This is a genomic window from Microbulbifer maximicatervae (SeqCode), from assembly GCF_052468155.1.
In genome coordinates, this window is sequence record NZ_CP174335.1 from 2,595,944 (window position 1) to 2,618,898 (window position 22,955).

Annotated in this window: 16 protein-coding genes; 2 read left to right on the forward strand and 14 right to left on the reverse strand. The window is 41.2% G+C overall.

All coding sequences use genetic code 11. The features are described 5' to 3' along the window. Positions 1-133: 133 nt before the first annotated feature. From ACJJIY_RS11180 to ACJJIY_RS11190, 3 genes are all read right to left on the reverse strand, one after another. Complete coding sequence (locus ACJJIY_RS11180) at positions 134-1,195, reverse strand: HupE/UreJ family protein (RefSeq protein ID WP_445359640.1); 1,062 nt, start codon at positions 1,193-1,195, stop codon at positions 134-136. Next, positions 1,185-2,099 carry a peptidylprolyl isomerase gene (locus tag ACJJIY_RS11185; protein WP_445359641.1) on the reverse strand — a complete coding sequence of 305 codons (915 nt, stop codon included), beginning with the start codon at positions 2,097-2,099 and terminating at the stop codon, positions 1,185-1,187. The genes ACJJIY_RS11180 and ACJJIY_RS11185 overlap by 11 nt, the downstream gene beginning before the upstream one ends. Positions 2,100-2,202: 103 nt before the next feature. Then, positions 2,203-4,119: a DUF3604 domain-containing protein gene (locus ACJJIY_RS11190; protein WP_445359642.1), complete on the reverse strand. Its 1,917-nt coding sequence runs from the start codon at positions 4,117-4,119 to the stop codon at positions 2,203-2,205. A 178-nt stretch (positions 4,120-4,297) separates the two neighbouring features. On the opposite strand from ACJJIY_RS11190, the gene ACJJIY_RS11195 reads away from it, so the two are divergent. After that, positions 4,298-5,347 (forward strand): AraC family transcriptional regulator, encoded by a 1,050-nt coding sequence (locus ACJJIY_RS11195; RefSeq protein WP_444898178.1) that lies wholly within the window; start codon positions 4,298-4,300, stop codon positions 5,345-5,347. 212 nt (positions 5,348-5,559) lie between these two features. Here ACJJIY_RS11195 and ACJJIY_RS11200 read toward each other — a convergent pair whose 3' ends face one another. From ACJJIY_RS11200 to ACJJIY_RS11220, 5 genes are all read right to left on the reverse strand, one after another. Further along, positions 5,560-8,115 (reverse strand): leucine-rich repeat domain-containing protein, encoded by a 2,556-nt coding sequence (locus ACJJIY_RS11200; RefSeq protein WP_444898177.1) that lies wholly within the window; start codon positions 8,113-8,115, stop codon positions 5,560-5,562. A gap of 39 nt (positions 8,116-8,154) precedes the next feature. Continuing rightward, entirely contained in the window at positions 8,155-9,258 is a 1,104-nt protein-coding gene (locus ACJJIY_RS11205; protein ID WP_445357911.1) for an AAA family ATPase, read from the reverse strand. Then, positions 9,255-10,499 (reverse strand): vWA domain-containing protein, encoded by a 1,245-nt coding sequence (locus ACJJIY_RS11210; protein ID WP_444898175.1) that lies wholly within the window; start codon positions 10,497-10,499, stop codon positions 9,255-9,257. The genes ACJJIY_RS11205 and ACJJIY_RS11210 overlap by 4 nt, the downstream gene beginning before the upstream one ends. A 1,451-nt stretch (positions 10,500-11,950) precedes the next feature. Further along, positions 11,951-12,334 carry a VOC family protein gene (locus tag ACJJIY_RS11215; protein ID WP_445357912.1) on the reverse strand — a complete coding sequence of 128 codons (384 nt, stop codon included), beginning with the start codon at positions 12,332-12,334 and terminating at the stop codon, positions 11,951-11,953. Between the two features lie 1,010 nt (positions 12,335-13,344). Beyond that, entirely contained in the window at positions 13,345-14,295 is a 951-nt protein-coding gene (locus tag ACJJIY_RS11220) for an IS5 family transposase (protein ID WP_444895065.1), read from the reverse strand. Between the two features lie 765 nt (positions 14,296-15,060). On the opposite strand from ACJJIY_RS11220, the gene csrA reads away from it, so the two are divergent. Beyond that, positions 15,061-15,249 (forward strand): carbon storage regulator CsrA, encoded by a 189-nt coding sequence (gene csrA / locus ACJJIY_RS11225; RefSeq protein ID WP_444898173.1) that lies wholly within the window; start codon positions 15,061-15,063, stop codon positions 15,247-15,249. Between the two features lie 664 nt (positions 15,250-15,913). Here the strand turns inward: csrA and ACJJIY_RS11230 are convergent. The 6 genes from ACJJIY_RS11230 to ACJJIY_RS11255 form a co-directional block, all read right to left on the reverse strand. After that, entirely contained in the window at positions 15,914-16,387 is a 474-nt protein-coding gene (locus ACJJIY_RS11230) for a hypothetical protein (RefSeq protein WP_444898172.1), read from the reverse strand. Between the two features lie 456 nt (positions 16,388-16,843). After that, positions 16,844-17,602 carry a hypothetical protein gene (locus ACJJIY_RS11235; RefSeq protein WP_445357913.1) on the reverse strand — a complete coding sequence of 253 codons (759 nt, stop codon included), beginning with the start codon at positions 17,600-17,602 and terminating at the stop codon, positions 16,844-16,846. A gap of 90 nt (positions 17,603-17,692) precedes the next feature. Further along, positions 17,693-18,163, reverse strand: a complete 471-nt coding sequence (locus ACJJIY_RS11240; RefSeq protein WP_445357914.1) for a hypothetical protein — start codon at positions 18,161-18,163, stop codon at positions 17,693-17,695. A gap of 1,084 nt (positions 18,164-19,247) precedes the next feature. Continuing rightward, positions 19,248-20,410, reverse strand: a protein-coding gene (locus tag ACJJIY_RS11245; protein ID WP_444897071.1) for an IS3 family transposase whose coding sequence is annotated in 2 segments (ribosomal slippage) — positions 19,248-20,152 and positions 20,152-20,410 — 1,164 coding nt in all. Because the reading frame shifts where the segments join, the coding sequence is not laid out codon by codon here. A gap of 67 nt (positions 20,411-20,477) precedes the next feature. Continuing rightward, positions 20,478-20,777 carry a hypothetical protein gene (locus ACJJIY_RS11250; RefSeq protein ID WP_444898169.1) on the reverse strand — a complete coding sequence of 100 codons (300 nt, stop codon included), beginning with the start codon at positions 20,775-20,777 and terminating at the stop codon, positions 20,478-20,480. 835 nt (positions 20,778-21,612) lie between these two features. Next, positions 21,613-22,383, reverse strand: a complete 771-nt coding sequence (locus ACJJIY_RS11255) for an alpha/beta hydrolase (RefSeq protein ID WP_444898168.1) — start codon at positions 22,381-22,383, stop codon at positions 21,613-21,615. Positions 22,384-22,955: the final 572 nt, after the last annotated feature.

Sequence of the window (22,955 nt, forward strand, 5' to 3'; positions counted from 1 at the left end):
GACAAATTTCTATTGAGTGGCGGTCAATTCATACTTGTATCTGGCCTCTACTGCAGGCCGTGATCTGTGTGATTGCGTGAGGATAGCAGATTGTAAGTCTTGAAGCAGCTTTTGTGATTCAAGCTTTGTTTGTTTAGGAAATTAGCCCAATGGTCCTTTCAATTACCCAATACCCGCTGACTACTCCAACTGGATAAATAGCGTATTTTGATTGTGTTAGAAAGTGTTGATACAAAATTGAGAACTTCCAGTTCGAGAATATCCACTGAACTGTAGATGATAAGAAAATCAAAACCAAGACAAATAATATCTGCCCCAGTTCTACACCTATATTAAAGCTAAATAATGCCGTGATTTTATTGCTGTGAGGAAGGCCTAATTCCGCTAGCGCACTGGCAAAACCAAATCCGTGAAGTAACCCAAAGCCACTGGCAACAATCGCAGGATGGCGTCGGGTTAAACTCGTTTTACTCTGTCCATTATGCGCGTATACAATTTCTGCGGCTAACAGCATAATACTCAATGGGATCAACACTTCAACAACATCTACTCTTATGGTGAATAAATCTAAACTTGCGAGTCCCAGGGTGAGGGAGTGGCCTAACGTAAATCCGCTAATCGCTATTAAAGTGCTTCTAAAATTTCTGGCGATAAAGACTAAACATAACACGAATAGTAAGTGATCATAGCCCTCCAATATATGTAAGAAACCTGCTTCAATATATTGTTTGACACAATCCCAAATAGTTAGGCGGGAAGGTAAATTTATCTCTAAGACCTTGGGGCCATTAAAGAGATTAATAGTGTCACCGTCTGATTTTTCAAAATGAATTAAGCTCGATAAGGCTGGATTGGCAATGGGGTATGTGATTTTTATTGTTAGGGGATTATATAGTCTTGTAAAATTGTTTGGGTGGGGGTTCCTGCATAGGTAACTCTTCACGTTGGGTCCGGCAGGCCCTGTTATATCTGGTTGTATTTGGCAGAATTCGCCCTTTAAGTGTATCTCAGGTTCAGTGCCTGGCTGCATGATAGGCGGAACTTTCCATCGAAGGATATATCTGCTTTCTGCGACCTCTTTTAACTCAATGTATATCGGTCTTCCATCATGAGCGAAACTAAAACTACTAATTGTTGTAGGTAACAATAAGAATAGAAGGGCTTTGATGATCTTGTAGGAATTTTTAGTTGGCATAGGTGATATCCACAGGTACATATGGTATCGAGGCATCCCTCTCTATTCTGTATCCTGCCAACAGTTCTTGTATCTTAAGTTGTCTGTTTTCCTCCATTTTATTTCGTCGATAATCCTCAAGGACTAAGGGGGCAGCTTCTCTAAAGCTGGGTAGACGGCTTGTTTTGTTTTCACTAACCAAAATTAGATGTAGACCATACGGAGATTCAAATGGACCGGACCAGGCATTCAATGGTAGTTGAAAGATACTATCTGCCAAATCATCGCCGAAATGGCTGGCCACTAGACGGAGAGTGCGATCTACATAATTCCGGTGAAAGATGAATCTGTCTCCGTAGCGGGCGGACTCCTCGAATGGAACTGACTGCTTTATTAAGTGGTTAAAGCTCTGCTTAACAGTCTTCTCTAACTTTTCTTTAGAGTGACGTCTAAAATCAAAGAAAACATGAGTGAAGGTAATAGATGCTTCAATTCGATATTTCTCGCGATGAAGCTGGAAGTAGTTCTCCAGGTCTTCTTCACTAATGTCAGTGTTACTGGAAAAGCCACCATTTACATAGTCCAGTTTTTGAATAAGGCGTCGTCGTATAATCTGATCATGCTTCTGCAGGCCTAGATTAAGGGCTTCACGGTAAAGTACTTCTTCTTTAATGTAATCATTAATCAGGTTGGACTTCTCTGGCTGGGTCAAGCCCTCCCAATAACGTCGTGCAAAACTCTGGTTAAATGTTTTTTTCTGGAATTGGAGGTGCTCAATTAGTATGTCCTCGCTGATAAGCAAGGTATCTTCATGGTTGGTTCCATTTTCCTCTATTAACAACTCTGCGACAACGAGCAGCAATAAAGCGATAATACAAAAGTGTACCAGAGGCTCCCTTTTCAGAATCTCTAATTTCCGCTGCATGAAGCTTCCTCCTTAAAACCTGCAGAGAATATTGATATCAGTATGTAAGCGACTTTTTTAGATATGCTATTTACTTGCTTTGGTGTCGAGGTTCCTGCCAATCTTAGGGGGTATACCAAATTGGGGATGTATAAGCGCGCTCCTGGATAACGGCAGGTCCTTCAGAGGGTACCTGAATATTTCCATTATTGATTTCTTTTGCAGCTATCGCATCGTAGAGTGAATGGCGTGGGGTAGGGATTTGCAATACCCGAACATAGTAAAAGGCTCTTTCGTTCATATTAAACTTTGGATCTTGCCATAGGGTTGATAACTCTATGGAGCCAATGTTGTTAGTGTATTGCCCCGTTTCTCGATTTACCGTATCCCCCACAGGCCTTAGCTGCCCTTGGTTATTGAGCGTGCGTTCGCCAGACCAGGCAACATTAAATATTTTTTCTTGGCTCTTTCCTGTTGAGTCCAGCCAAGATTTAACCACCTGAACTCGATCCAGATTTGCTCCTTTAGGATCTTTTGTCGCGCGTATAAGTAGCTGAATTGGTTGGTCAGTTCCTTGTGGTTTCACTAAATCCCCCCCCATAGGTACTCCATGGGAATAACCTAGTTCAGCAATATTCTCAGCATCGATAGCGTGTTTCGGAAAATTCCAGCCTGCAAAGACGCGCACCTGAATTCTAGGGCCTGTAGTGGCGTATACTTCACGGCGCTTAAATGCGGCGAAAAGGCTTTCTCTGGTATTTTCTTCAGCCCAAGCAGCGGCGAGTCCAGAAGCGGACATGTTCCAACCTGTAGCCTTGGTTCCGCCAATGACAGTGTTAGTTCGCTTGCTGCTTGGTATTGAGTCATGGGCAAACTTGCCCCAAAAGTTGTTCTCCTCAGCAGTTGACATACCAGTATGTGAATCTGTGGACCCCACAAACCCCAGCTTATAAGGGTTTACACCTATTTTCTCCTGTATTTCCAGCCCTGTGCGTAAGGCGGATCGGACGAAATCACCTTTAGCGACACGGTACGACTCCGGGTCGGCTTGTAGGTAGAATGGATAATTCTCAAAGTCGGCAAAAGGATCGTCCGGGGAAAGTGTTGAATGGGTTTCTGAGTCCCCCTTAATTTGTGTTATTTCAACCAGGGGCTCCCAGCGCATGCGTGTACGCGCATACTGTGTATCAATTGGCTCACCACGCAGAGTGGTTTCTGCAAACATATAGCCTTTGGATACATTGGAGTTGTGGGGAATCGCAATGAATTCACTGCCAGTCCGTTTAGATGTCTCATCTAACCAGTACCACAAATCTTCTGGGTACTGGCTCTGATCAGCCCCAAAAGGAAGATACTGCTTAGCTTTATCCGCCCCATCAGGGGAGACCACAACCCGGTGTAAGTTGGCCCCTGTTGGGGTTGAGCTCCATTCCCAGCCAATAAAACTGGTAAAGGTGCCTGGGTTGTTATGGCGCTCTGCAGCATCGACTATTGCGCTCCATGCACTTGTCCGGGTTTTATCCAAATCACCAAGAACCGGCTCTGGGAACTTGTTAGCCGGGTCCTGGACAGGGTCGGCGGGAGCTACTGTGTCGAGAGCCTTAGCGGGCAGTAACTCATTGAAAATATCCATACCTTCATTCATAGATACTTTATATCGGATATGCTGCTTGGCAAACCAGCGCATCATCGACTGGTATAAGGACATATCGCTGTCTAGCTCATCTGTCTTATTCACCACTGCCCTCATAACACCCAGCCCTTCAGCGTGATCTGAAACCACGAGAAAATCCAGGGGGGTGTCTATACGTACTTTCGCATGAGTGTAGGGGTGAATAACCGGCTGTCCCTTGGCCCAGCGATAAGCAGTGTCTGGAGTTGCCGAATAATTTTGGCTTAAGAAGGCATCGAACGAATAGGAGGTATGAAGGTGCATATCTCCCCAGAAAACCTGAGTGGGCTCACTAGCAGTAACACTTAGGTGAGCGATGGATAATGTAACCCCTACCAGACGTGCTATTCTTTTTATGGGATTTTTCATATTTCCAATTACCAGCGTCGGCTGGCTATCTTTTAGGCGACTAGATCCTCTTAACATGTCAGGATCGTTAGGATAATCTTGGTAAATAAGGATGTGATTGATTAGATGCTAATCATTTGGCTTTTAGGTTTCTTTGCAAATAAAGCCAATCTCTTGACCAATTAGGACACATTTGTAGATGGCTGAGTATGGACACACGACCATTGCAACTTGGGTATTACCTATTGTTGAGGCCCTAAAACCATTCTGTTCCACCCAAGAAATTTTGCAGCGTGCAGAAATTGACCCCAAATGCATAGTGGATGCAAACCAGAGAATTCCTTTAGAGAATATGAAAAAACTATGGGGGCTCGCTGAATCTATATCAGATGATGATTGTATCGGCCTGCAAGTCACTAAGTATGTGAATCATACAAACCTTCACGCTCTAAGCTATGCCCACTTGGCCAGTAGCTCCATCAGGGAGAGTTTACTAAGATCTGCTCGATTCTCAGAAGTGGTTACCACCGCTATGCGAATCAATGTTCATGATGAACAGAAACAAGTAGTAGTCTCCTGGGAAAAAGTTGATAATTTTTCATATGATCCAAGTATTCATGCTATAGATGCCTTTATGGCTTTGCTAATAAAGTCCATCAGAAAGATATGCCCCGATGTGTATCATCATTTGATTTCTATTAATCTGGAGAGGTCCAGACCTACCACCCTTGAGCGGCATCAATTGATGTATAAGTGCCCAATTAACTTTTCGGCAGACATTTGTGAGATTAGATTTAAACAAGAGTTTGTTGATCGAAAGCTCTCTTCGGGAAACGATGAGCTGGTCAGGGTCAACGAGCAAGCCCTGATTGGTTACTTGGAGCGTTTGCAGAAGAATGACATAGTTAGCATGACCAGTAGAGTGCTTATTGATCTGATGTCTTCAGGTAATTTTTCACAAGAGGTCGTGGCCAAGGAGCTTGGGATTAGTTGCCGTGGTTTGCATAGAAAACTAAAAGAAAGAGGCTCCAGTTATCAGACTGTGCTAGATGAAATACGCCAGCATCAGGCTGTGCAGTATCTTAAGCAAAGTGATACCCCGATCACGTCAATCGCCTACAAATTAGGATTCGGTGATACCAGTAGTTTTTCCAGAAGCTTTAAAAAATGGACTGGGCAATCTCCGCGAGAGTTTCGGGGTAATTATATTAGGGGTAATTCTACTGAAATCCGTGTAGATAAAATTTGAATATATCAATTTATAAATAATGATTGGTTTGATTTGCGCTAATAGTTCTTAGAGTTTGCGAATTGTTGAGGGATTATGTGTTGTGCTAAGTCAAGAACGTGCGATTGCATGTTCTTGACTTAATAGGTTTCAGAGAACTCTGAACCAGGACCAATATATAATTAAGTATGAAATCAGAAAGCTCTAATTATTCGTACGTCTCAAATTGTGTCTTATACTAATATTTCGCAATCCGGTATTGCATTTTTCACCGTCTTCGGGATCGTCAACGGCTTCTGATCATAATCTATACTGCAGTGTCGCAGGTCGACTTTTCTTAGTCGAGGAAGCTTCGTGATATTGGACGGAAATTTCTTGAAATTATTAAAAGATAAATCTAATTCTTCAATTTTCTCTAGCTCCTCGATTTGAGAGCCTAGTGAAGCTAAGTAGTTTGCCGACAAGTCAAGCTTTTTAAGATCCTTAAACAATACCAATTCTTTTGGAAGTGAAGTTAATTTTGTATTATGCAAGTTAACACTTGTTACCGTATGCCACTTTAATACGTCTTTAGGAAAAGAATAGTTTGCTCGATGTGGAAATAGAGTGACATCTTCAGGTCGGGTGTTTTTCCAATTTTTATATCCTAAGCCTGTTGAAAATGCAAAATGCTCTCCTTCCATTAGGAGCGTATACATTCTTTGTAGCCAGCGTTCATTCATAGAACGTTTTTCGATAAGAAAGCGAAGCCCCTTTTTGTAACGTTTATATAGTGCAAGGGAGAGAGTTGCTGCTGAGTCGAAACCAGCCGTTTTTTCAATCTTCTTGAGTTTGTTGTTTATATCTTGCTCTTTGACAGACTCATTGAGATTTTTAAATAGTTGTTTGTCATCAATAAGCAATGCCCACTCTGAAGGCCCTTGCTCAACCAGGACCTTCTTTGCTTGTGCTCGGACTTTTGAATCTGGATTCGATTTGGCAATCATTAATACAGTTTCAAGTATGTCTGCGGGTACTCCTCCCGTCTCGAGCATTTGAAGTCCAATTTTAACATTGACAGGCTCAACATTAGAAAGCAAATCGTTTACAGCGTCCAACGCCGAGGTGTCACCCTGTTGAACTTGCTGCTCTAGAAACTTGGGATTCTGTTGTGACTCAAGGCTAAATACGTCATTCTCTGTTAAATAAACAAATCGATCCGAGTCAAAAACTTTAGGGTTACTTGGTGACTTGCCAATAATTACATGAGTAACATTTTCATCTAAATGTTTACTAAATCCATAGCCAATTGTAGACACTTTTTCTTTAAGTTTTTTGAGAGTGGTATTTGGTTTTCCTTCAATGTAAAGAACTGACTCCTTACTTAAGAGTTCAAGGCCACTATGGCTCTTAACGAAAGTTTGTACATAATCAATTAGCTTGGTTTTGATAGGTTTGAATTGAACGCTTAGTGCTAATGTTAGTAATTCTGGATCTTGTAAAAGAAGATTAATATCTGAACCGTGTTCCCAAACAAAATCTAGTAGTCTTCGTTTATTTTGCTCGCTAAGTCGTGTCTTGGCAAGCGCTGAGCAAAATCCTAGAAGATATTCTATAGATCCTTTGGCACTTGAGAATATAGAATAGCTTTGTTCTATCGGTATTTTTTTTCTATGTAGAAGCACGTAACGGTTTTCAAGTGTGTTTCCATCTATATTGAGCTTTGATAAGTTGGGTAAATCTGAAACGAATGCCAGTGAAGAGAATACCGTATTGTTATTACGAAGAGATAAGTAGCTGAGGTCTATAAGAGCTGACCAGTCAATATCTATTTGTGATATCTTATTATTGGTAAGTCTTAGTGAATTCAATTTTCGAAGTTTGCTTATACACTCTGGGAAAAAGTCTAAACCACCGTCTATCGATATAGACTTGAGGTTTTGACACTGTTCAATATAAGGGCTTATTGAACTGATTGTAGAGTTGCGAATAGACAATTCTGTAAGGTTGGAACAGTTGCCGATATCTTGGGTGATTTCTCCAGATACACCTTCGATGTGAAGTGAACGAAGTTGGGTTGCTTGGGTTAGTTCGGGTAGCTTAAGGCTGCATGTCTTTATTTTTAAGGTATCTATTGTGTCAGATATCGACCACTGAGAAAAATCTAGAGGTTGTGTGGTATAGAGGTTAAAGTATTTTACATGATCAGTTGCGTTGATATTTTTGATAGACTTCAGCTTATCACAGTCTACCGTCAGGCTGCCAACAACAATGTTACGAAAGAAGTTAAAATCGATATGGCTAAGAGCTTTACTTTTCAACTGAAAAGATTGAACACTAGAGGTTATCTCAATAGGCGGAAGCTCCAACAGGTTGTCAATTTCAATAGTGAATCGTGTGTCTCTTTCTGGTAGGCGGATTAAATCTTTACAAGTTTTTTTTAGATTTTTGCATTTGATGAGTATTCTTTTGCACGTATTTGTATAAAGAAATCCTGGCAGCTCATCTATCGAGTCACAGTTTAAAGTAAATGAGGTTATTTGGGCTGGAAGAGACAAGCCCTTTAGGCCTTCAATTTTCTTGCCGACAAGACATATTTCTTGCAAATTTTTTAGTGTGAAAATTTCATCTGGTATTTTCTCTAATTCTGATAGATCAATTCTTAGATATTTAACGTCATTTAAATCGCTTCTACAGCGATTTAGGAATTCTGTGAGTTTACTTGTTTTTAATTCTTTCCCAGAAATATCCAGTCTGCGTATCGACGTTGACTCCGATAGTGTTTTTTCTATATCTTCAAGGGTGTTCATATGTGATGGAACTCTGCTTATTTATCAGATTATCTATGATTACATATTTTTGAGTAGCATCATGCTTACTTCTGGATCAGACATGACCATTTTTAATCTTGTATTGTCTGTATTCATGATGTCTTGAAGGAGGGATAAACGAATATCATTTGGAATTACATCCATCTTGATAAAAGATTGAATATTCTCTATTTGTGGTTTAGTTGGTGCTATCTTATTTATCGTTAAGTAGTTTGACATTCGCGTTGCCAGAGTTGCTAAGATGTCTACACGTAAGACATCTTTCTTTACTATCTTCTCAATAGGCTCCGTAACTTCCTTCTTAAAACTCTTGGCATTTAAGATCTTTTCCGGTTCGATCAGCTCGGTAAGATTTTGCTGAATAAAGGTAACAAATGCAGTAACTGTTTCTTCATCTAGGCACGAAGCAGCGAGAGCTTGAACCAGTGGTAGCTCTTTCTCTAGGTCCCTGATGGAGTTGATACTATTGAAAAATTGGACCAATGAGCGGGGTGTAGTCAGCTCACCAGCTGCTATTTCGGGGTAAATCAATACAAAGTTAATCCCTCTAGGGTCAACCTTTGCTTGTTCAGCCCACTTGGCCCAGACTTTCGCATCAAATTCCATAGTGATATGCATCATGCGTGTCAGCATAGCGTCATCCATTGGCGTCACGGAATAATCACCGCCATCCGGGTTTGCTGTGAGTATAATTTGCCAATTTTTGGGCAATCGCCAACTTACTAATTCAAAATTCTGAAGTAGCTGCATGATGCCACGCAAAATCCGATCGTCCGCGCGGTTAACATCGTCAATGAGCAGAATACCGGGTCCCTCGTCCGTTGGCACCCAACTGGGTGGAACAAAAACCGTTTTATTCCCATCTACCTTGGGCATCCCCAATAGATCTCCCATTTCTTCAAATTGAGCGGGTGCGATATATGTCCATCGGTAATCTAGTGCACTAGCAATTTGTCCGACCAGCTCAGTTTTACCGATCCCATGCCTGCCCCATATGCATACTGGGGTTTTCCTCTTGCCTTCTTCCTCGGCAGTTATATTGGTTTGAAGTATATGTTCAATAAACTCTGTAGCTTCTTTTGAGGAGGATTTAAGCCCATAGGTAAGATAATTTTTACTCACGAATTAATCACCACTGTTTGGCCTGGTAGATGCGACCAGTCACTGTCGCTCATTTGTTCGGGTACGATTACCCAAAGTATTGGGCATCTAGATTTATAGCTTGGTATAGGTGCGCCACCGTCGGTAAAATAAATGATACCATCTGGATGAATTTCCTGGTTGGCTAGCTGTATAGGTGGGTTAAAGCTAGTTCCACCTCGGCCATGCACAAATTCTGGTTTAACTCCTAGATATTTGTAAGTTTTCTGAATGTTGGCATCGCACTCTGTGATAATAACTTCAGCTCCATTTTTCCATATTTGGTGTAGCTCACCAAAAAAAGTATCAAAATAATCTATGGGAACAGAAGCCGATGTATCAAGCGCGACTAGGATTCTCTGATGTCGCCTAACTTTAATTCCTGGTGTGGTTCCGTATCGTTTGGATGGACGCCGTAATGTGTTTTTTATAAAGGTGCTATTGCTAGATGCAGCAAAACGCTTGACTGTACGTTTCCAGTCCACCTGGGGTTTGTATTCTTCTAAAAAGCTCTTTAAATATTCAGTTAGACTGGAAGGCAGGTGTCCAGCTGCCTTTTGGTGGGTGGATAAACGATTCATAACATGCTTCACCTGGCCGTGAAGCTGATACTCCATAACTTTAATTTCAGATGGATTAAGTGCGGAAAATTCTTGCCAGCTTTTATGTTTTTTCTGTTCTTGGTTGTCTTCAGAAATTAAATCTGTAAGCGGAGTTATCTTACCATGTTGATTTTCATAATTAGATATTGGTTTAAAAGGCTCAGCCTTTATCGCATCCATTAACTTTTGGTAGTAGTATTTTGCCGACTTCATTGGTTCAAGTGAGATACCATAAAGAGGACGTAAATAGAAAAATTTATCGAGTGTTATTGCTCCTTTTGGTAGCTGTTCTTGTTTAATGTATTGATTGACGGCAAGATCGGCAGCTATGTTGAATACGGTCTTATTGGAATATTCTCTTTGTGCAAATAAGTGTCGAAAAACAACGTGCAATAACTCATGTTTAATCAAGCCATATTGGTGGTTTTCTGAAAGTGAAGCCCAAAATTGAGGGTTGATTGATAGTTTTATTACCTGTTTATTTATGAGTGATACGCAGGCTGTATCCACGCATTCATCCAGGCTTTTTGGCATCCCAAGCATAAAATGACCATAAAAGGGCTCATGCAATAGGATTTTTGTGCTGATTCTAGTTAATTGTTCGTATTTAGAGGTAGACATAGCGCCTAAAGTAACTAAGGTAAAATTATGGAGAAGTTGAAGCCTAGGTATTTGTCGTTTTTATTTAATGCGAAATTAAATTTTGTGACTGATCTTTGGAGTCAATGACGAAATGTATTATTTAAGCCTATATTTCCCTAACTCACGAAATGAAAACAGATTTCCTTTAGGTACTCGCAATATAAAAGTACTTTAGATTTGCTCTCTTGATCACCAGTTATGATTGCTTTTAGGGAGAAGGTTTCTCATCCTTAGACATTATGTCATTTTCATGACTTGTAACAAGATCGCTATCAATTATATCTCTATTTCTGCATAAATACTGCTATTGATTTTTGGTGCTTGATATGTTGCTGACTCTATCCTTCTTGATGCCTAGTTTACTGAGTACAGATTCATTGCAGCAAGATACTCCCCCCATCTTTTGTACAAGCTCATTGTGAGATGTGATTTCATACATGTCAGAATGATATTTTAGTACTTAAGGGGGAGCTATATGTAATTGTGAGGTTCTTCATCTTCTTTCCTTACCTAAAATGGCTGCTCGGTTGTCATTTTGGTTGGTATTATCCAGATTACCGCTTTAGAATCAATCTGACGCAACTGCTAAAGAATAGTAAACGCAATAGATCATGCGGTTCTGAAACACTCGTATCAAGTAGGAGGCTATGGCGTTAAGAGTTATCCTGGGGTACAGAAAAAATTCACATTCATTGCCTTTAGGATGCTTCCTAAATATTTCGAATATTCTGAAAGGAAGAGCTGAGTCGTTCGAATGCTATTTTCCCAAGGTTTGTATGAATAAATAAGTTTAAGTATTCGGAAATAGTCAAAACCTTCAGTTTTTTAGCAGTGTTAGGTGAAAGCTATATTTGGCAGTTGCTTTCAGTTTCAGGTTTTATTGAAAGCAATAAAAAATGTTCGGGGTGGCCTAAGATTGGAATAAATATCTATTATTTCAATAGAATCTCAGTTTTTATAAGATCACTTGATTAATAATTGTCAAAGGCGATTGGTCGTTTGAAATACTCTTGGAACCATATGTCTAGATAATTCATATTTTTATAACTCGAAGACTCCTTGCTTTCTGGTTTAAAATTCATCGAGCGAAATCTTCATTTCCGATTTCGAATAATTCCAAAACTGCCGACTTCATACTCTGATACCCAGAAATGAGAGAAAGCTATGAAGATTTATAGAGCAGTTTGCTCTACAGCGTGATTGGATAAAACAGGCGATTTGGTGAAAGCTTCTAAAGCACATTAAGGCAACGAGCATTTGTGTAATCAGAGCTAATGGCGACGTGGTGCTGTGTCACTTATGTTGGCAACTTAGGAGCAGATATGGTTGTTCTCTCCCGAATTTGACGTTGAAGCTCCCACCGCGAGCGGATAGGTTGGGCTCCGTCTTTGGAGCCCACAGATCGTTTGTTTTCTGGTCGATAGATGTCGCTACCCAACTGTACACTCAAAGTTCATATAATACTTGAATTCAAGTGTATTACCACTGGGATCTTTTATAAGAAACTTGCCTGACTCATCTTCAGCGTCTTCGTTTTTTATAAGGCTATTTGCTACAAACTCTATATCATTTGATTTACAAACTTCTAATACGGACAGCCATTCCTCTTTGCTTAGAATTGGTCCAAAATGGTCAATTTGGTAGGCCGGCATTTTGTCGGAAGCTTGATGAATTGTAATTTGATGGCCGTAAAATAAAATGTCGAACCAGGTGGAATTGTCACGACCTATAGGGCAACCCAAAATTTCTAAGTAAAAGCGCTTCGCTTCCTCTTTGTCGGGAACCACGAAAGAGAGATGAAATGGATTCAACATAAGTTTCACCTTGTTGTTCGTAAACGTGGGTAAGTCTTAGGTACAACGTCTCTATAACCATTCCTAAATGGGATGATTTTTTGGTATCTACGTAAAATTGATAGTACGCAGAGATTAGGTTAATAGCTTGGTAATGGAATTTAAACATTAATGGAAAAGTACTTTGCTTCCCATACCATACCTTTTTCTATATAGAATTTGTGAGCTTGCTAGCGTTGGACACCAGAAACAAGGCGAACTTGATTGCAGCCTTCAACTTTTGCTTGCTCCAAAATCCAGTCAAAAAGCTTTCCGCCAAAACCACTCAATCTTTTCTCTGCTGAGGTTATAAGACCTTCAATTTCTATTGTCACCCACGGTTAGTTGATTGATAGATTAGCACTTTGATTCTTCCATATGAGCTGATTCACAAGCTCAAACAGTTCAAAGATATGCACTTTCCTTGGGAGCTAATTCTAGACCAAATGGAGGGTCAATTGCAGCCTAGATTCCCACAATAACCGATTCACTTAGCGGTAGTGAAGGAAGCTAGCAGTAGTCAGCTATGCTCCCAGCCAAAAAAACCAGGAATTCCGTGGGAATTATATCAGCTCGCTGTATCTGATTGAGCGGCACCAGATTAGTGTCGTCAATTGATAGGAGTGTTAGTTCCAAACCGTTACTTTATATCTCAATTACTCTACAATCCCACCCCTAGCGAGTTCAATCGATGTGCGTATATTTCGATTTGGGTTCGCTTTCTGAGATACACTTAGAAAATTTATAATTTCACCCTTTGAGTGAAGTGAATTTTTAGGGGTTGTCGCATAAAAAAACCAAATCCCTAAAGGGTATAAAAATAACGCCATTACTATTCCTAGGGACCCTCTGATCAACGAAGCATTTTTCCAGAATTAAGCTGAGCTGCTTGAAAAATTCACTTTATTACGCACAAACGCGTAATTTGCGCGTAATAGTCCACTAATTTTTCATCTGAAACCCTCAATAGGTGGATTTCAGGCGAACCACCCCTAGGCAGCCAAGTATTTTCTCCCTATTATTAAGTTGGTAAAGCCTGCCAGTAAGCACAGCCTCTCAGTATTTTTTACCAGTCCCCGATAGCGGACCTTGTCATAACCAAATACCCGTTTGATGTAGCGGAAGGGGTGCTCGACCTTCGCTCTTATCTGCGCCTTGATCTTTTCCGCTTTACGAAGTGCATCACGCCCTGGAAGAGTTTTTAGCTTGCTCGGCTTCATTGCTATATACCAATCCGCCTCCCGCTCTTTCAACTCTTCACGTTTCTCCGCACCAATGTACCCAGAGTCTCCCCAGATTCTTTTCTCCTCCCCGTGGAGAACTCGCTCTGTAGTTGTGACATCATGCGAATTCGCTGCTGTTGTATCTATGCTATGTATTACTCCGAGCACATCATCAACCCCGATATGCATTTTCATTCCAAAATGCCACTGATTGCCTTTCTTTGTTTGATGCATTTCTGGATCACGTTTTTTCTTTTTATTCTTGGTTGAAGTTGGCGCAGAGATAATAGTGGCATCTACAATCGTACCTTCACGCAGTACCATGCCATTCTCAGCAAGATGCTTGTTGATTTCATCAAAAAGAGCTGCACCTAGCTGATTGAGCTCCAGTAAGTGGCGAAAGTTAAGAATCGTTGTTTCATCGGGAATTGGGCCGCTCAAAGTCAATCCAGCAAAACTACGCATGGATTCAATTTCATACAGTGCATCCTCCATAGCGGGATCACTGAGATTATAAAATAGCTGCATGCAATGAATACGGAGCATGACACTCAATGGATATGGCTGTCGGCCACGTTTGCCTTGTGGATAGCAAGGAGTGATCTGAGCTTCTAGTCGCTGCCATGGGATGAGGGCTTCCATTTGAGAAAGAAACTTCTCTCGGCGAGTTATACGGCGCTTTAGCTTATATTCTGCTTCGGCAAAGGTGACTTGGTGCATAATTCATCGTAGTCTTGATGGGTAGGTGAATATTACCAATATTGGCTTGGAATTATTCAGAGGTTCCCTAGTAGGATGGTTACCTAAAATCCTCAGTAATACATTAAAAATACTAAGAAATTTTGGCTCTAAGAAGTAAGGGGCTTATGGTAAGTGGTAGCATTGGTAATCTATTTTTCTGAGTTCCTTCGAGTGAGCTTAATAAAAGCACCAGGATAAATGGTTTGTTTTGTGAATAACTCAGATTATTCAAAGCATAAAGTTAAAAATATAGGCACAAAAATAATCTTATAGGATTTTATTAAGTTTGTTTTAGTGTCAAAGCTGCGTAAAATCAATGGATACTTATTGGTATTTTGGTCGGCGTTGAGCTGCCTTTTAAAATGTCAGCTACCAAAGAAGTTTAACCAAGTCAATAATTTTCTAAGAATCAGCCCGTCAAAGGAGAGCGGTATTGTGACGTAAAAGCAAGTAAAAGGCGCTGACCCGAGGTGGTGGAACACCAGGGGCCAGCTAACCAAATTGATAAGCAGACTATCAAAATGGCTATATGGATCATACGCTAGAAACCCGCTCGTCTTCAATAAACTGGAGTATATTGAGCAGTTTGGAGAGGTTCTCCAAGCTCTGGGAGCGTAGTGCCCGCCTTTTCTTCTTCTATGCCTACCGTTCTCGTGCACCACCTCATATTTCCTCAAAAAATTACTTACAAAGCCTTCCATTAAGGGTGGCCTACAAATGGTTTGAGTCTTAGAGGAAACAAATATGTTGATCTTAAAGCGCCGGACGGGTCAAAATTTAAGGATTGGAGCAAATGTCTCAATTACCGTATTGGAAGTTAAAGGTAATCAAGTGAAGATAAGCATACTTGCTCCCAAATCCCTGCCTGTTCACCGTGAAGAAATATATATACGTGCACAAAAGGAGCGGGCACTTGGAAGAGGAGATCGTTGATAGCCCCGCTGTGGCTACAGATTTCCCAAAGCATCCATATCAAAACTATGGCGGCAAAGGTTTTGATATAGGGTGCCTTTGCTAGCGCCTCCTATTTGCTGGATGTAATCAATGGGTTAGTGTTGAACTCACCTACCAATAAGCCATAGGTGCCCAATTTGTGGACGCCCAAGATTGTTCCAACTCAAATGAAGAGCTGCTCGACAGTAATGTTGAGTAGAGATTTATTGCTGATTGGGAGCTGCCCATCTCTAACCCGCACTATGGGTGGTGTGGGGGCCGGTAGCTAAAAACTACCGGCTATGTGATCTAGGTTCTGGGCCCATTGTATCTTGACTCATTAATAGACCAGATTACACCTGCCAAGAGAAACCCAACAGCCAAACTACCTATTACTGACCAAAATGTATCCATAGTGAGAATGGGTTGGTTATAGATCATCTGCCTTGATAGAAACCCATTAACAAATAGTAAACAACCGCCCCCAAATAGACCTCTAGTTAAAGTAAAATGAAACGACCCTTTAGATCGAATCTTTTTCCATCTTTCATCAGGCTTCATTATTGATCCGTATATTGTCGGTGCTTAACGCCTTTAGCATAGGCCGAAGGAAGTAAGGTCCAGCCCAGTTACTTTTTTGGCTTGCCGATGCTGGCTAAACTTGTTATGACTTTACTGGCCATATAACAGTCTCGTTGTCCGGCTCAAATAGATAGCTACACTGCATTTCTGCAAGGTAATTGTAATCAAACCAAAACATTATACCTAAACCATCATGAATTAAGCATTTATGATCTGGAAGCTCTTCGGAAGACCAGTCTTCTAGTTTTGCTATCTCTCCAGTATGTTTAGCTATTAACCTTGAAATTTCTTTGATTCCTAAACCGAATAGTTGCTGTTCAAATAATGAATATCCGGCCCCCATAACTGTTATTGTACCTAAGCGAAAGTTATCACTATCATTGAAGATAAATGTTAAGTTTCTATGCGAATACCATAATTCTCTATGCCAATCACCTTTGCCTTCAACATACTCGGATTCCTCAACTCGATCTGGCTTGCCCAAGAAAGAAATGACTTCTTTCTCTATCATGCCGTACCTAATTTTACCTATTCCAATACCCGGTAATATATTCATTTTCTATGGGTCATAACGCCTTTTTATGAGAACCTATGCATTAGGCTGTCCAAGTCGGAGGCGACAACACAAGCTTGTTAAGCATTGTGTAGGCCGAAAAACAAAGTATATGGAATTTCTATAGCCAACACCGTAACCGGAACCCATACTGAATACTTTAGTGATTTTTTTGCTGAATAGCCTAGAATCTTCTTTAAATAGATAAATGGAATAATAAAATATAAGGAATAGGCCGATAAAATAATGATCTCCGAAAAAGCATTTCCTATGACTACTAAGCTGATTATGAATATAAGAATCATAGGTACAAAAACGAAGGTAAAAGCAACCCACCAGTCAATATTTGGATCACTACTTTGTGACTTGTTTCTGTCAATTAGCTTGTAGATGCCTATCAATATCAAAGCAATTATTGCAGCCTGTAACATCTTCCCACCTATTTATACTTAAAACACTTCAATCAACTGATGCGTTAGCGGACGGTTGGATTGATTTGTTAATGTTTTCTAATTCTATTTTAAAAGTGCTTACTTTTTTCTCTAGCTCTTTCCTAATTCTCCTCTTGCCTTCAAGACAGTAGTCCACCATTAAATCAGATATTCTAACGAGTTTACCTGTTTTGCTCTCTGGCGAAGGTGACCATACCTTACCAGCGTAATTCAAGTTTCCAAATATTTTTGCTGAGAAGTGGTAAGTTTGGCCGTCTGCTCCCATAGAAAAATCTCGTGGATACCTTGTTTCATACAGCATTTCTTGCCAAACATACTGAATTTTATCTGCTAACTCTTGACGAATTTCTTTTTTACATTTTATTCGTGGAATTTCTTGGGGAGATTTAGGGTATTTGGACTCTAGTTCTTTAAGCCCTGCTTCATCTTTAACGAATTCACCCTCATCATTCATAACCTTCACAGAACCTTCTTCCATCAAAGGCATCATTTGGTATCCCCATAATTGCATTTTGGGGGACTCAAAAAATATATAATTTTCTTTATCATTTTGCTTTATACCCAAGACGTATTCAGGAGAAAAGGAAGGGAATCCAATAAGCCTTACTATTACATCTTCTTCATATGCTGAACCAAGATAACTTAAGACAAGATGCGTATATCCGCCAAAGAACTCTCTCGAAAATTGAGAGTCCTCAGGTTCAAGGTGTTCACTTGCGAAAGCAGTACTACTTATGAACCATATAATAAAAATTCTTAATTTCACTCTATGCTCCTATTGTGTGTGGTCTTGCTCACATAAAGAAAATTGTCATTCTGTTGTGCTTTGTTAGCACTGTTACCTACCGATTCTAATTTAATAGAATACTGGAATAATTGTTACTCTTTTCACCGGGCCAGTTTTAATTTCTGACTCGATATCCCCCGATTCTGACTCGATCCAGAAAGTAGCTAAACTTCCACTCCTTTTAGCTTTCAACACGTACGATTTTCCAGCCTCTGCCAATAGCTCAGTATTTGACTCAAGGATATAGTGAAATGGGGTTTGAAAACCTATTTTTTGCGCTGTGGTTTTTTCTGGTGTAAATACAACTTTTACCCCAATATCTCTCCGTCCTGGCGCAACTGGAAAGATTGCCTCAATTGGCGCCGTCCATGGTCCGGGATGAAGTTTTTTTCCATCGATTGAAGCAAAAATGAGCGAAACACCGCCATCTGTTTTTTCTCGGCTATTTATGAGTACACCGTTTTCGGTTCTATCAATTACCTTGTTACTAGAGCATCCACAAAGAACAAGTAACACCAGTAAAAGTAATGTCGTTTTCATTGGTTGTCCCAAATTAGTGCTAACGAAAGTGCAGGAAAACTCAGCCCGCTTTTCGTGTTTTCTTTTTATGTGAAAAATAGCCTACTTATCAGTGAAGGCTAAATCAGAATTCAAGTAGAATCACCATTTATGGTTGATATTCGATCCTGCCTGAGGAGGCAAAGACATACATTAGTTTTCTACAGTCTGAACGCCACAAACAATGATAAGGCTGTCCGCTTAATTGATATTGTTAAACATTTACTGCAATAGTTTCCTGGCTATATCTGCTGGCATTTCTCGACCTTCTTTTGATTTCAATATTTTCTTTATTGTTTTAAGGAGCTTCGTGCCAAATGTTTTATACCATATGCCTTTGAGGTAGACCTTTAGATCTGATTAACCTTTATCAATCACTCTTTGTCTTTCCTTTGTGCCTTCAGAGATATTTCCAAACGAGATTCAAGTTCAGCTACTTTTTCATGTGGCTCGTCCAGTCTTGACTTTAAATGATCCTCTTCACTTGGCTCAAAGTATGATTCTTAGTCTTTAGTATTTTCGTCGATCCTGCTCTGAAAATTTTCGGTTAGCTTATCGATAGTTGATCTTACACTGGCTCTAGAAGTTACAAGATCATCTCTAATACTAGAAACCCAGTCGCTCACCCGGATCATCGCGGAATTTATATCATCATGTATCCGTGATTCTTGATTCATATATTCTCCGGGCCTCTTAATAGTTCTATAAACCTCCTATTACTACTCTGATCGGTAGCAGTCAATGCTGAGTCTATTGTTCCACCAGAATGAGTTTCATCTAATACAAAATTGTACCTAGTAGAGGTTTAAAAGTTAACTTCGCCAATGTAGATGAATCATCAGGAAATTGAGTATCAAAGTCTTCTAAACAGGAATCACCATACTCTAGGTAATCGAGTATTTGAGTGATTATCGGATTTCTTAACTTTGGCATACTGTAGATACTTCCTTTAGTGTTTAGCGCCCAGAGCACGGGCGGCCGAGGTGAAGCATAGGCCATCCAGTCCGGGTAATTTGCGGGCGACCGTGCTGCTGTTTGATCCTACCCACCAACAACGGACACACCACTAAGCGACTAGTTGTTCCTCAAACGCCTCAGGGCTGAGATAGCCATTGGCGCTGTGTAAGCGATTTCGATTGTAGTCTATTTCTATATACTCAAATACGGTTTCCCGCATGAGGCACCTTGTAGGAAAGCGGTTACCATGGATTACTTCTACCTTAAGTGAGTGGAAGAACGTTTCTGCGCAGGCGTTATCATAGCAGTTACCTTTGGCGCTCATGCTGCACCGCAGATCATAAGCTGTAATTAAAGATTGATAATCTTTAGAGCAATATTGGCTTCCCCTGTCAGTATGCACGATAACATTTGTAGGTTTCTTACGTCGCCATAAAGCCATTTGAAGGGCGTCACAGACCAATGTAGCTGTCATCGTTTCTGACATCGCCCAACCAATAACCAGCCGACTATATAGGTCTATCACTACAGCCAGATATAACCAACCCTCTTCTGTTCGTAGGTAGGTAATATCCCCGACCCATTTCTGATTCGGCGCTTCAGTATTGAAGTTCTGCTCGAGCAGATTTGGGGCCACTGGCAGACCATGTTTTGAGTAGGTTGTGGCTTTATATCTCTTGGCGGCTTTAGCCCGTAGGCCCTGTCGACGCATGCTGGCAGCAACTGTTTTTTGATTATATTTACTCCCCTCACTGGCCAATTCCCTCGTCAGGCGAGGGGCGCCACTACGTTCTTTACTGGCTATAAAGCGCTGCTGTACCAAACCATCAAGCTCCATTTGGTACTGCTGGCGCTTGGATTGATCGGCCGATCTTGACACCCAATCGTAAAACCCACTGCGAGATACGCTCAATACCTTAGCCATCGCTTTGATGCTGAACTTATGCCTGTGCTTTAGCATGAAGGCGTACCTCATTTCAGGCTCTTTGCAAAGTACGCTGCGGCCTTTTTTAAGATCGCCAGCTCCTCTGCCTGCTCAGCCAGCTGCCGCTTAAGGCGAGCATTCTCTGTGGCCAGCTCTCTCTCGGCATCCCCTCGGCTCTGATGTAACTTAGCCTTGCTTCGCCATCCGTAAATCTGGGAAGGATGTAACCCAAGCTGTTTAGCGGCAACGCTTACCCCTACCTTGACCGCCAGTGCTAGGGCATCTTTTCTATATTCCTCTGAGTATTTTTTACGAGTGGTTTTGGTTGATTTACTTGATCGTGTCATAGGGCACCTCTGCTGCGTAGTTTATCGCTTAAGAGAGTGTCCGTCTTTGGTGGGTAGGATCAGTTTGTTATGTTTTTTCACACTTTGCTCTTTCTAGTAAAGCAAACACTTCATTTGCGATCTTTGCTAACTGGGTGTTTAGCTTATTCACCTTATCCTCATCTTCGGCTGCATATTCTGTGAGCAGTAAATCGTCAATATCACAAGTTGGCGCATATTTAATCCAAAGATCTTCTAAAAAGCTAAAGTCGTTACTCTCTATTTTTTTTATTGCCTTTAGCGCTTCAAGTTCCCATGCAGAAATACCGCGAGACCGAAAGTAACTAGCGGCTTCAAACAATGCGATCTTAAGTTCTTCTTCAACCATGATTCAAAATATAATGCCTTGCTCAGCTGATGCCTAAATGGAGCCGCTTTGTGCTAGCGTAGCGTATAGCATAAAGCGTGCGGAGTGTAGGCTGTCGAATGCAGCAACTTGGTACGCCCAGCATGGGCGTGAACTAATGAGGTGGAAGCCTCCTGTATGAGGATCACCGTTTAATGGGTTCCATTAAATGCTAACTACTAGCGAATGGCAACTGCGGACCGTGAGGTTTTGTGGGAGGAAGTCGCTATCAAATCTACGAACTGACGAACAGAAAGATCCTAAAAGGCTGAGCCTGGAGGCGGGGGATAAAGGACACCGAAGCCAGATGATCTAGCGGGCAGAGTCAATGATGTAGTTGTGTATATAAAGTTAACGTCCTTATCTGGAGAGATCTGTTTAGCTTGCTGCTATGAAGCTGTCAGCGTGGCTGCTGACTCATAAGTAGGCCCAACCCGCTAGCCGCCATCGCGGGGATAGAAAAAAGTGGTGGAACACGGCAGCGTCTCGGTCAGAAATGAATAGAGTGATTAAATAGAAGTCAGCTGACGGCATAGTAGCCAAGTGCCAAGATTTATACCTTGAACAGAGTGAAGGCCTGAACCTAAACTCCACGAATTAAAAGACCGGATTTGCCTACCGATATGCTTTCAGTCAGATAAAGTTGAGGTTGGGCACTGTCATGGCACTCAACTTAGATGAGTATCTGCTCGACGCTATCGTTGGGTAGAGATTCAGCGGATAGGGAACCGGCCATTGCGGACCGGCACGATGGGTAGCGTGGGGCAGGTAGCTAGAAACTACCGGCTACCCGATTTAACTGTATGCCACAAAATATTTAAATATTATTTGTATCGTTTACGGTTTCTTCAAGCATCTCTGAAAATTCTTTGGGCTTGGCCCGATAAATCACATGATCACCATTAAATGTACGAATTGTCCATTTCCGCTCTACTGCCCGATGCCAAGAAGGATCTTTAGCTCTATCAGCTTTCGACACCCCCTCAGGAATAAAAGCTACATAAGTGACATTGAGTTTTTTTGCCAGAGGATTCTTATACGATACAGGTTCCGTAAGTGTTTTTAATGGCTGCGTAACATCTCGTGGAAATTCGGAATTAACATCAATCCATGAGAAGTGAACTTGATCATTTACCACTTTATGTTCCGCAGGTATTGGCTGCCCCTCCATCATTGACATGCCATCCTCAGGTACTTTCGCGTCTAAAAATGTAACATGATGAATTCGCTCTGGAATACGATCGATAACTCCGGTGATTACCATGCCACCATAGCTATGACCTACAAGTACCACATTTTTCAATTTTTCAAAAATAATCAGGTTAACGATATCGTTGATATGTGTGGTTAAGTTAATATCAGGAGAGGAAAGATGATGCCTCTCACCTAACCCCGTCAGTGTTGGCCTGTAGACGGTATGACCTTTAGCGCTAAGTTGCTTACCAACCTCTTTCCAGTCCCATCCTCCGCCTGTAGCACCATGTACCAAAACAAAGGTGTGATAATCTTTTTTTGTATCAACTTCTTCAGCAATAGTTTCAAATGTCGTAAATATTAAGAATATTACTAATGAGAATATAGTTTTCAATGAAATTCCTCTTTTTGTATTTTTGACTTTCCACTTGCAAGTAAAATTGCTAATAAAGCAGTTAATGCCTCAAGCTGCGGAGCGGAGCGTCCGATAGGCTTGACTTGGTACCCTCGCCCAGCATGGGAGTGAACTAATGGGGTGAAAGCCCCATATAGGAAGATCACCACTTAATGGGCTCTATTAAATGCTAACTACTAGCGAATGGCAACTGTAACACCATGAGGTCTTGTAGGGAGGAAGTCGCTAGCAAGACTATGAGCTGACGAACAGAAAAATCATATAAGGCTTAGCCTGGAGGGGAGGCGGCCAAGGACACTGAAGCCGGGTGACCTAACGGGTAGAGCAAATGATGCAGCTATGTAGTGAAGTTTACGTTCTTATCTGGAGAGATCAGTTTAGCCTGCTACTATGAGGCTGTCAGCGTGGACACTGATTAATAAATAGGCCCAACCCGCTAGCGACCATTGCGAACTGGCACGATATGTGGTGTGGGGGCCGGTAGCTAGAAACTACCGGCTACCCGATTTATGCGCCTGTCCCTGCCTAATTACAGCAACATCTATGTAGTG